Source organism: Treponema sp. R6D11, from assembly GCF_054786075.1.
On sequence record NZ_BDHD01000057.1, the window covers coordinates 1 to 10,860 of the forward strand.

Below are 10,860 nucleotides of genomic sequence, written 5' to 3' on the forward strand. Positions count from 1 at the left end.
GCAGAATATACAAAGGAGGAATTATCATGAACAAAGCCACGGAAGCCCTAAAACCGGCGCTTGCAAAAGCGGGAGTTCAGCCTGTGGGACAGGCGATTATTTGCACTGTCAAAGGCGACCAACATGATATTGGAAAAAATCTTGTAAAGATGATGATTGAGGGCAAGGGAATAGAAGTTGAAGACCTTGGCGTAGATTGCGACACTCAATTAGTGGTGGACAAGGTAAAAGAAACCAAGGCGAAAGTTCTCTGCCTTTCCGCTCTTCTTACAACAACGATGGGTGTTCAAAAAGACGTAATTGACGCGTTAAAAGACGCGGGCGTAAGGGACAAGGTAAAAGTTATGGTAGGCGGCGCTCCCGTTACGCAGAGTTTTGCAGATGAGATAGGCGCGGACGCTTACACGCCCGATGCCGCAAGCGCGGCGGAAGTTTGCAGGGCTTTTTATTAATCTATTTTTCGTGTATATTGGCGCAGTTTCTCAATTACTTTTTCAACATCAAGCGGTTTGCTGATATGGTCGTCCATACCTGCCGCAAGGCACGCTTCAATATCATCTTTAAAAACATTCGCGGTCATCGCTATTATTGGTAATCTCCCGCGCTCACACTTTGGTATCTCTCGTATGCGGCGCGTCGCTTCAAGTCCGTCCATTATAGGCATTTGAATATCCATAAATACTATGTCGTATTTTTCGGGAGCCGCTTCCATTTTCTCTACAGCTTCTTTGCCGTTTTCCGCGCAGTCGATAACAAGACCTGTATTCTCCAACAATGTTATAAGTATTTCACGATTAATTTCTACATCTTCGGCAAACAGAAGTGTTTTGCCAAGGAATTCCCCGTCGCCCGCCGCACGGCTTTCAGAGACATTTTCTATACCCAAACAATCGTTTACACAATCAATGATTGTTGACGACAGCAGCGGTTTTAACAAACACTTATCTACGCCAGCGCGTTCCGCCTCGTCTTTTATCTGAGCCCAATCCAATGCCGTAATCATTATCACCACAGACTGTCTGTTTCCTGTATCTTGTTTAATTTTTCTAGTCAGTTCTATGCCGTTCATTCCCGGCATATTCCAATCAATAAAGTATATGTCATATTTCCCGCGTTCCTCAATTAAGCGGCAAGCTTCAAAACCATCACTTGCCACATCGCATTTTACATCAAGTTGTTCAAATATATTTTTAAATTGACTTCGTATTTCAAATATATCATCGACTGCTAAAATCTTGATATTTTTCCAATTCACGCTGGAAGCAAGCAGTGAATGGGAGTTTTTATCGCCGCGTAATGCCTTTATAGTAAAAATAAATCGCGCTCCTTTTCCAAGTTCCGACTCAACCCAAATTCTGCCGTCCATAAGCTCAACTATTCTTTTAGATATGGCAAGCCCTAATCCTGTCCCACCGTATTTGCGGCTTGTTCCGCTTTCAGCCTGTTCAAAAGCGTTAAATAATTTTTTCTGTTGATCTGGAGATATACCTATCCCGCTGTCGGCAACTTCTATGCGCAGTTCACAGTTTCCATCTGTCTCGTTAAGCAGAGACGCCGCAAGATGAATATTACCGCCTTCAGGCGTAAATTTTACCGCGTTGGACAACAGGTTAGTTATGACTTGCGCCAAACGTTGGTCGTCCCCTACAAGGAAACGCGGAATGTTACTATCTACATTAGCTGTCAATTTCTGTTTCTTTTCATCTACACGGAAATTAATGATTGTCAGCGTCTTTTGCAGTGTTTTTTCAAAATTATATTCAACTGATGCAAGTTCCAGTTTGCTTGCTTCAATCTTTGCCATATCAAGCACGTCATTTATTACACCTAATAAGTGAGAAGACGCGTCACCGATTTTCTCTAACGCATAATCTTTTTGGTTTATATCCTTAGCGTTCTTGCCTATTGTTGTCATTCCTATAATTGCGTTCATCGGCGTTCGTATTTCGTGGCTCATGGTGCTTAGGAATGTGCTTTTCGCGCGGTTAGCGGCTTCCGCCTCCTCTCTTTGCTTGTCCTTGATCATCATCTTATTTTTGGTATCGGTAATATCCATCAGCGCGCCTGCGACGCGTATGGCGTTACCGTCCTTGTCGCGAATGGATTCTCCAGAAGCGCGGTAATAGGCGTACTCACCTGTTTTGCGTAACAGGCGGTATTCTACGTCGTATGGCGTCTTGCCTGTTTTGTCGAGCATATGTTTTGCAAAAGCGTTAAGTGTCGCTTCTTTGTCCTCTGGATGCAACAGGTTGCTCCAACTGCTAAGCAAGTTGGGGAAATCATTTTCGTCCGTATATCCAAGCATATGCCTGAACTCGTCAGACCATACGAAAGTGTTGGACGGATTTATAGGATCGTTCTGCACCACTTCCATATCCCACAAACCTATCTTAGACGCCTGAACAACCAAATTTAGCTTGGCAAGTTGAAGTTCATTTAATTCTTTGGCGCGCGCCAACTGCATTTCCCGATGAAAAATTTCCGTCATATCAAATATATACGCGACAAGGACAAAACTGTCTTTATATGGTATTTTTCTAATGTCAACGCTCAATCTGCGTATATCGCCGCGAAAATGCATTTCTGTCTCGAATTTGACCATGCCTTCCTCGACGGCAGTAATAAGACGCTTGCTCAAACTTAGAGAATGTTGTCCGTTGGAAAATATGTGCGGAATATTTTTTAATACAAAGTCAACAAATCCATCAATCATTTCCTGCTTGTTTTTAAAACTCATGAATGTAACCGCTTCCGGATTACAGTCAATTACTTTGAAAGTATCGTCAAATAGTATATTGACATAAGGGCTTGAATCAAACATGACCGATGCAGTGAGCAGCGCCGATTCTCTGGCATTGAGAGCGGCGGTAACAAGCGATGAAATTAACAAAGCCAATATAATTGAAATAACGACAGAAATAACAAAAATAGCAATCAACAGCATCTTGGTTTGGTCGGCGATAACCGAGGCGTTGTGACTTGTTCTTTCCTCTATGACACTCGCCAACTCATACATTCCAATAGTAAGCTGTCTTGCTTCGTCCACAAAAGATTCCAAATTATCGGCTATCTGTATGCACCGATTATAATCACCGATACGCGCCGCGTTCATTATAGGGTCGCAAACTTCATCTTTATATCGTTGTATATAGCTCTTTAGTAGATCGACACGTTCAAGCCGCGCGAATCTTTCATCTTCACTTAAAAGAGAACTTGTTCTTAAAAGGTTGTCGTTTTCTTGTATAGCGGTCATAGCTGACTCATAAGCTAATACAGCTTCCTTATATAGTTCATCGATCTTTTCACTTTTTTTAAACGGCGCATGCGCAATCATAGTGTTCGTAACACGACGCATATTACGATACTCAGACTGCGTCTTTAAAACAGCGCTTTTTATGCCAACGGGATATTTGATTATGTTTTTGTATATGACCGCAACCTTATTCAACTGGTTAACAGCAAACAGAACCATACTAGCCAACATTACGATAATCAGCGCAAAACCAATAATCATTTTTGTCTTGACTTTCAGATTGTTAAACCATTTAATCATGTGCGCCTACTTTTGTCATAGTCAGATATTACTGCGATTCTTGATATATGTCAAGGATTTGACTGTTACAAAGCGTCTGATAAAATATTTTTAAGATTATTTTAAGTCATCTTTTTCTTACGATAAATATTGTGCTTTCTAAACAATTCGTCGTATCTATTTTTATTTCTCTTAAAGATAACTTCTCCAAGAAATGAAATCAGAGTGATAATAAAAACTATACCTGCCAGTATCGCTATATAACTGTACGGCAAGCCCGGGTTTTCATAGGCGAATAGTTTTGTAATACTGTTTTCTTTAATATTAACACGGGCAAGTATTAATCCTGCGACAGATAACAAAAGTATTACGAAAGTAAATAAAACTGTGAACCTCCGCATTAAATCGCCAAAAAATTTTTTCCTTTGAGCTTTATTCATGATAATTCCTCCTTTGTATATTCTGCTTCAAAAACAAGTTTTTTATCTTTTTCTGTTGATTCATTCAACAATTCATCTCTGTAATAAACTATCAACTGAGGCACTGAGCGCGAAAACAGCCGCTTATACCATTTTTCTTCTTTAATAATTTTTTGCGAAATTATTTTTTCCTTTGGAATAAATATAGTTTTTTCTTTTGGCGGTTCTTTTGTATTAGCTGCAAATTGAGTTAATGCGTCAAATATGCTATTCTGCGGAAAATGATGAAATCTAAAACCGCCCGACGTATTAATAATTAACCCCCAAAGACCATTCCACCCCTTTTTATCAAACTCTTCCCAACCGCAAACATACTTCCCTAACCCGCGCGCCAGCACTTTTTCGCCAGTTTTTTCTTCGTATTCCCGCCAAAATGCAGTCGGCGATTTTTCATCTTTTTTAAAAAACATCAGGAAAGCGTCCTTGTCGCAACTATGTCTATCTTACTGCCGTTCCAATCGGCGATTACAACATCGCCCGCTTTTACGGGAAGGGTAATTTTCACCTTGTAAATATCCTCCAAAAGGACGGAAATTTTTTCCTTTGGGCAGGGGGTGGCGGTCTTTACCGGCACACGTCTTACAGAACCGCTCATCTTCCCATTGATGGCGCAAGTGGCGGTAACAACCCGCTTTGGCGCGCGGAGCTCTTCCATTGCGTAGGACGCTCCGCGCAAACATCTGTTTCCCGTTACGGCAAGAGAATCTAAACCTTTGCCGTCGTCTACTTCAAGGGAACAACCCATTGGGCAGACAATACATGTTAAGTTTCGCATAACACCTCAATTTATACTGAATTCCAAAACGGAATCCGAATTAAAATCTGCCCCTTCAAAATCCTTTGGACATAACTTAAAACTTATCATTTCCGAAGGCTGAACATGACGCTCTTTTTTGCTCTTAATCACCTTATCGCCAAGACGCAGCTCAAGAACAACGTCATTTTTTACAATCATGGAACGCATATAAATAATATTTTCCCTGTCGGGGGCAAGCCGCGACGGGTTCACATAACGGACATGGGAACCTGCTTTTGTGTGTATTTGCAATGAGGGGTGCTCTCCCCTAAGCCAAGAAGCGGCGTGAAGACCCGCTCGACGGCTTTCTTCGCAGACCCAATCTACAAGGTCGTGGACATGGAGCACATTGCCGCTGGCAAAAACTCCGTCTATGTTTGTCATTAAAAAAGAATCTACCAAAGGACCGTTTGTAACGGAATTTAACTCTACGCCGGCGGACCTTGATAATTCGTTTTCTGGAACAAGACCGACTGAAAGCAAAACTGTATCGCAGTCTATACGAAAACTTTTTTCAGGTGTAAGCACGCCGTTTGTCATCGGGGTAACTTCTATTCCCTCTACGCGGTCATTGCCAAAAACGCCTGTGGTTTGCGATGACAAATAAAGGGGAATGTTATTATCGTTAAGGCACTGAACAATGTTACGCGTCAATCCCGCTGGATACGGCATTATTTCTACTACGGCTTTTACTTTGCAACCTACCCAACTCATGCGCCTTGCCATTATTAGCCCAATATCGCCCGAACCGATAATTACAACTTCTCTGCCGGGAATATAGCCTTCTATGATTCCAAGGCGTTGCGCAAGACCAGCCGTATAAATTCCGGCGGGACGGGAGCCGGGAATTCTTACATTACCTCGGTTTCTTTCACGGCAGCCCATAGCGAGCAATACGGCGCGTGTTTTAATTTTTACCGCTCCTGCCGGAGATACGCAGTAAAGTTCTTTAACTTGCGATGAATTATCTTGCGAAAAGTGCGTAACGGTCGTGTCAAGGTAAACCGCTATCTTTGATTTTATTACACGTTCAATAAATCTCTCCGCAAATTCGGGACCTGTCAATTCTTCATAAAATTCGTGCAAGCCAAAACCGTTGTGAATACACTGCATAAGGATACCGCCAAGGTGATCTTCCCTGTCGATTAATGCGCATGAAAAACCTTGAGCTTCCAGTTCAAGAGCCGCCGCCATTCCAGCCGCTCCTCCGCCAATTACCGCCGCGTCATATTGGAGTTCTTTCATAACACACCATCCAATATGCGGCTTTTACCGCCGTGCTTTGTAACTTCTTCCCAAGAAAGATTTGCTTCCCTCATAATAATTTTTATTATCTTGTAAGTGCAAAAGCCGCCCTGACAGCGACCCATTTGCGCGCGCGTAAAATATTTTACTCCGTCCAATGTCGTATGCCCAAGTTTTACAGCCTGAATAATTTCCGCTTCGCTGACATTTTCGCAACGGCAGACAATACTGCCCCAAGCGGAATCTTTGGCGATGTAATTGTCAAGCTCCTCAAAGCCAAGTTCCCGCGCGCGCGGGTGATCTTCAACATAAGGATCCCAATGCGGTTTTTCCGTTAGCTGTAATCCCATATCGACCAAAATATTTTTTACATACTCGGCTATTGCCGGAGACGCAGTAAGCCCCGGACTTTGAATTCCAGCTACCTGCACAAAGGCGGGCGCTTTTTTTGAAGCCTCGATGTAAAAATCCTCTCCAAGACAAGGACGAAGCCCCGCAAAATTTGTTATAACATCGTTATGGCTTAAAGACGGTATCATGGTCTTTCCCGAAACTATTATCTGCTCCAAATGTTTTGCCGTTGTAGAAAAATCATTTTTATCTTCCACTGCGTCCGCTGTTGGACCTACAAGAGCAGTACCCTCTACTGTTGGGATAACCAACATTCCTTTTGAAACTGTAGTGGGAACGGGAAAGACCACTCTGGAGGGGCAAGCCTTTGTCAATCTGTCCAAAAGAAAATACTCGCCCTTTCTTGCGGTAATCTTAAAATCTTCCGCCTTAAAAGCTTTAGACACTTCGTCCGCAAAAAGCCCCGCCGCATTAATAGCATAACGCGCTTTTACTTCTCTTCCGTCTTGCGCGCGAATACTCCAAAAATCTCCGCTTCGGTTCGCCTCGCTTACCTGAAAATTAGTAAACAGCTCTACCCCGTTCTTGCGCGCGGATTCTACAAGCGCAAAAACAAAGCGGTAAGGCTCGATAATCCCGCCGCCGGGAGCGTAAAGACCGCCGACAGTATCAGCTGAAAGTTTCGGCTCAAGTTCCAGTATCCGTGAACGGGAACAAAGTTCTATCCCTATTACTTCGTTTTCCACCCCTTGCAAATAAAGGTGTTCGATAACCTTCATTTCTTCCTCGTGCAAGGCGGCGACAATTATCCCGCATCGGCGGAAAGGAAAATTTAACTCTCGCCTTAATTGGTCGAACATCAAACTGCCCTGAATTTCCAGTCGGGCTTTAAGGTGCTTTTTGTTATGGTGAAAACCGCCGTGAATAATCCCCGAATTTGCTTTAGAAGTTCCAAAGGAAACATCGGCGGCTTTTTCTAAAATAGCGGTTTTAATATTGTAAGCTGACAGCCTGCGGGCGATATTCGCGCCGGAAACTCCGCAGCCTATAACGGCGACATCAAAGTCCATACTATAATCATATAGCCTAACCGCAAATAATGCCATATAATAAAATCATGAAACAGGTCAGAAAAAGGCTGTTCATCGACAGAAAAACCGGCGCAAGCAAACGGGCAAAACTTATCAGATGGGCAATTGATAACGGCTACAACACTCTTGTTTTTCCGCTTGACGACAAAATTTTCAGGGGCGGGAGCGCCAAATACATAAGACTTGCAAAACATTTTGCTTTTTATATCGAAGCCGGCGGGCATGATCTTTCCTTATTATTACCGCGAAGTTTATTTTTATTTAACAAGGGACTGTTTCGCATGGAACAGGGTAAAAGAAGAATGAATAACCATTTTTGCCCGACCAACCCAAAAACGACGGCAATAATCACAAGACGCGCAAAAAAACTTTTTTCCCGCGCCATGCATAAAACATCACCAGATCGCATTTTTCATCTTCTGCCCGATGAAGGCTGTGAAAATGTTTGGTGTCAATGCCCGCCATGTCGCGCCTTTCGCCCTGTTGACCAATACCTGATTGGTGTTAACGCTGCGGCGGACGCTCTTGCAAAGATCGACCCGCAGGCTAGGTTGGCATACGTTGATTTTGATACGGAGCCTGAGGCGGCAAGAGTTAAGATTAGGAAGAATATGATTATTTGCGAATGATGGGGAAGAATTTTTTAACCACGAACCACACGAACCAAAGAGCGAACAGAGGGATTTTAGCTTTCTACCAATAAATGCGTAAGAGAGAGCAGAAGATTTAGGGGTTCTTGTCCGTTATCTTATCGTATAGTCCAAAGCCAAGCCTTTGGAGAACAACCCCTGATCCCTTTATCTTTCTACTACACACATATTTGTAGTAAATCTCTTTGCCATCTAGGTTCGCTCCTCGTTCGTGAGGTTCGTGGTATATCTCTTCGCTCTTGTTCTTGGTAAATTCTTCCATAATTCCTGTTTTATGGTAAAAAACAGTATCTTTCCTCCGCAGTTTAACCAAATTTTAACAATTCACTCACCAACCATTAACACGTTAAAAATAGCTTTAAGTTAATCTTTTTATTAAGGAGTAAAATATGAAAACTAAAGTAATTGCGGTTTTAATGACATTGTTGGCTTTAACAAGCGTGTTTGCACAAGGAAACAGCAGAACAGCGTCTGCCTACACCATCGAAGTTGGCGGATCAACTTCCGTAACCCCATTGATGGAATTGTTGGCTACAGAATATTCAAAGTCCAAACCAAACATCAAAGTAAACATTAACGGAACTGGTTCCGGCGACGGTATCAATAACACTGGAGTGCTTTATCAGATTGGTATGTCAAGCCGAGAGCTTACCCCCGCCGAACAGGGCAAGGGATTAAAAGAAACAATCATCGCCATTGACGGTATCGCCGTTATCGTGAACAAAAAAAATGCCGTGGCTAACCTTACTATCGAACAAATAAGGAATATTTACACGGGCGCTGTTACCAACTGGAGACAGGTCGGCGGCAAAAACGCCCCAATCGCGGTTGTCAGTCGTGAAGAAGGCTCTGGAACAAGAGGCGCTTTTGAGGAGCTTGCCGGGTTTCAGGGCAAACTTCTTGCCAAGGCAAATCAGCTAACAAGCACAGGAGCGATTCTCGCCAACGTAGCGCAGAATCCCGACGCTATCGGCTATATCTCGCTTGGTTCGCTTAACGATTCAATAAAAGCTGTTTCTGTCAGCGGAGTAGCCGCAACTTCTGTGAATGTTGTCAACGGCACTTACAAAATCGCGCGTCCGTTTATCGTCCTTACGGGAAAAAATGTCCATGCCGAAAGCACCGCTTTTATTCAATGGATACTTGGCGCTGATGGACAAAAAGTAGTTAGCAAGAGTTGGATTCCCGTAAATTAAGCGGGTTATTCTGCATGATTTGCATGAATCGAAAATTTACAGATGTTTTTTTTAAACATCTGTTCAGCATTGTGGCTCTCTTTTCCGTACTGGCATTGGGAGCCATACTGCTGTTTGTTTTTGTACAGGGCGGTATGCCCTTCTTTTCATCAACCGCAAAAGGGATTCGTCTTGTAGTGCAACGGATTGATGAATTTTCAGTTAACGGCGTTACATATATTGATCATAATACTTTTATTGATATTCCAAAAAATACGGAAAAAATCTCGATTCGTTTTCTTAACGGAGAAAAGGAAGAATTTCTAGAAATATCGGTAAATAATAAAGAAAAAGATCCTGAAAAAAAACTTTCATTTACATATAACGGCAATGTTGATATTACATACCCGGAAAGTTATGTGTATACTGCAAGCTGGTCTGCGGTTATTAAAGCATTAGGAAAAAAAGTTCATGTAATTTTACCTGAACCTCCGTACAACGTTTTCAGTTTCCTTGGCGGTCTTGAATGGCATCCAACCAGAGACAAAATTTTCGGCATTTTCCCAATGATTGCCGGAACCTTGCTGGCAAGTTTCGGCGCTATTTTACTCGGAGTGCCAATCGCTTTGTTATGTGCTCTTTTTATGGCGGAGTTTCTAAAGCCAAAGTTTGCTTCCGTTGTCCGCGCCGGAGTTGAACTGCTTGCGGGCATTCCTTCCGTAGTGTACGGATTTTTTGGTCTTATGGTAATAGTTCCCTTTGTGCGCGAGGCTTTCAAAGTGCCGTCCGGCAACACTCTCCTTTCCGCAATAATTGTGCTTGCGTTAATGATACTGCCAACAATTATTACGATAGCTGAAACTTCCCTTCGTGCCGTTCCGCTCTCCGTAAGGGAAGCAAGTCTTTCGCTAGGAGCAAGTAAAATGCAGACGGCTTGGAGAGTTGTTCTGCCCCACGCAAATTCGGGAGTAATTGCAGGAGTTATCCTTGGCATTTCGCGCGCGGTTGGCGAAACTATGGCGGTTATCCTTGTGGCGGGAAATTCGCCACAGCTTACAATTAATCCGCTTGCGAGTATTAGAACATTAACGTCTACAATCGCCATGGAGATGGGTTACGCGTCGGGCAGGCACAGCGAAATGCTGTTTTCAATCGGCGTTACATTGTTTTCTATCATACTGATTCTGAACAGTTTGATTTTATGGTATCGTAGAAAAATGGAGCAGGATTTATGAAAAAAAACACCAAGCGAAAAATCCTTGACAACATAATGTACACGGTTATGGCGGCGGCTTTGGCTTGCGTTATTCTTGCTCTTTTATTTATCATTATTTATATTTTTAAATCGCAAGCGGGCTTCCTTAATTTTTCGTTTATTGTTGACATTGAACACGGAATTCTCCCGATGATTGTTACCACCCTCTATGTGGTTCTTGTTTCTATTCTGGTCGCTCTGCCCGTCGGAATAGCCACCGCTATTTTCTTAAACGAATACTCTGGCAATTCTTCGTTAATAAGAATTCTTCGTCTTGCAATAGAAA

The 10,860-nt window shown here is 42.8% G+C and carries 11 protein-coding genes and 1 pseudogene; 5 read left to right on the forward strand and 7 right to left on the reverse strand.

The features are described from left to right. Positions 1 to 452 (forward strand): cobalamin-dependent protein (locus ACYVTD_RS06830; RefSeq protein WP_461247028.1); only part of this gene is annotated, 452 nt, incomplete at its 5' end. On the opposite strand, the gene ACYVTD_RS06835 is transcribed toward ACYVTD_RS06830, so the two are convergent. From ACYVTD_RS06835 to ACYVTD_RS06860, 6 genes are all read right to left on the reverse strand, one after another. Next, positions 449 to 3,553, reverse strand: coding sequence for a response regulator (locus ACYVTD_RS06835; RefSeq protein ID WP_461247029.1), 3,105 nt, complete (start codon positions 3,551 to 3,553; stop codon positions 449 to 451). The two genes, ACYVTD_RS06830 and ACYVTD_RS06835, sit on opposite strands and share 4 nt — an antisense overlap. A 101-nt stretch (positions 3,554 to 3,654) precedes the next feature. After that, positions 3,655 to 3,972: a hypothetical protein gene (locus ACYVTD_RS06840; RefSeq protein ID WP_461247030.1), complete on the reverse strand. Its 318-nt coding sequence runs from the start codon at positions 3,970 to 3,972 to the stop codon at positions 3,655 to 3,657. Then, positions 3,969 to 4,421 carry a hypothetical protein gene (locus tag ACYVTD_RS06845; protein WP_461247031.1) on the reverse strand — a complete coding sequence of 151 codons (453 nt, stop codon included), beginning with the start codon at positions 4,419 to 4,421 and terminating at the stop codon, positions 3,969 to 3,971. The genes ACYVTD_RS06840 and ACYVTD_RS06845 overlap by 4 nt, the downstream gene beginning before the upstream one ends. Further along, complete coding sequence (locus ACYVTD_RS06850; RefSeq protein ID WP_461247032.1) at positions 4,421 to 4,786, reverse strand: DUF1667 domain-containing protein; 366 nt, start codon at positions 4,784 to 4,786, stop codon at positions 4,421 to 4,423. Before ACYVTD_RS06850 ends, ACYVTD_RS06845 begins: the two co-directional genes overlap by 1 nt. A gap of 6 nt (positions 4,787 to 4,792) precedes the next feature. Further along, positions 4,793 to 6,052, reverse strand: coding sequence for an NAD(P)/FAD-dependent oxidoreductase (locus tag ACYVTD_RS06855; protein WP_461247033.1), 1,260 nt, complete (start codon positions 6,050 to 6,052; stop codon positions 4,793 to 4,795). Then, the gene (locus tag ACYVTD_RS06860) at positions 6,049 to 7,509 is read right to left on the reverse strand and encodes an FAD-dependent oxidoreductase (protein ID WP_461247034.1); all 1,461 of its coding nucleotides are present in this window, start codon (positions 7,507 to 7,509) and stop codon (positions 6,049 to 6,051) included. Before ACYVTD_RS06860 ends, ACYVTD_RS06855 begins: the two co-directional genes overlap by 4 nt. Before the next feature lie 11 nt (positions 7,510 to 7,520). Here ACYVTD_RS06860 and ACYVTD_RS06865 point away from each other — a divergent pair, with 11 nt between their 5' ends. Further along, entirely contained in the window at positions 7,521 to 8,123 is a 603-nt protein-coding gene (locus ACYVTD_RS06865; protein WP_461247035.1) for a hypothetical protein, read from the forward strand. A 97-nt stretch (positions 8,124 to 8,220) separates the two neighbouring features. Here the strand turns inward: ACYVTD_RS06865 and ACYVTD_RS06870 are convergent, their stop codons facing one another. After that, positions 8,221 to 8,406: a hypothetical protein gene (locus ACYVTD_RS06870; RefSeq protein ID WP_461247036.1), complete on the reverse strand. Its 186-nt coding sequence runs from the start codon at positions 8,404 to 8,406 to the stop codon at positions 8,221 to 8,223. 127 nt (positions 8,407 to 8,533) lie between these two features. Here ACYVTD_RS06870 and ACYVTD_RS06875 point away from each other — a divergent pair, with 127 nt between their 5' ends. The 3 genes and pseudogenes from ACYVTD_RS06875 to ACYVTD_RS06885 all read left to right on the forward strand — a co-directional run. After that, positions 8,534 to 9,340 (forward strand): phosphate ABC transporter substrate-binding protein, encoded by an 807-nt coding sequence (locus ACYVTD_RS06875; protein ID WP_461247037.1) that lies wholly within the window; start codon positions 8,534 to 8,536, stop codon positions 9,338 to 9,340. Between the two features lie 23 nt (positions 9,341 to 9,363). Beyond that, a complete protein-coding gene (gene pstC, locus ACYVTD_RS06880) occupies positions 9,364 to 10,554 on the forward strand; it encodes a phosphate ABC transporter permease subunit PstC (RefSeq protein WP_461247038.1) in 1,191 nt (396 codons plus the stop codon). Beyond that, positions 10,551 to 10,860 (forward strand): annotated as a pseudogene (locus ACYVTD_RS06885) (phosphate ABC transporter permease PstA); the annotation flags it as partial. The gene pstC and the pseudogene ACYVTD_RS06885, both read left to right, overlap by 4 nt.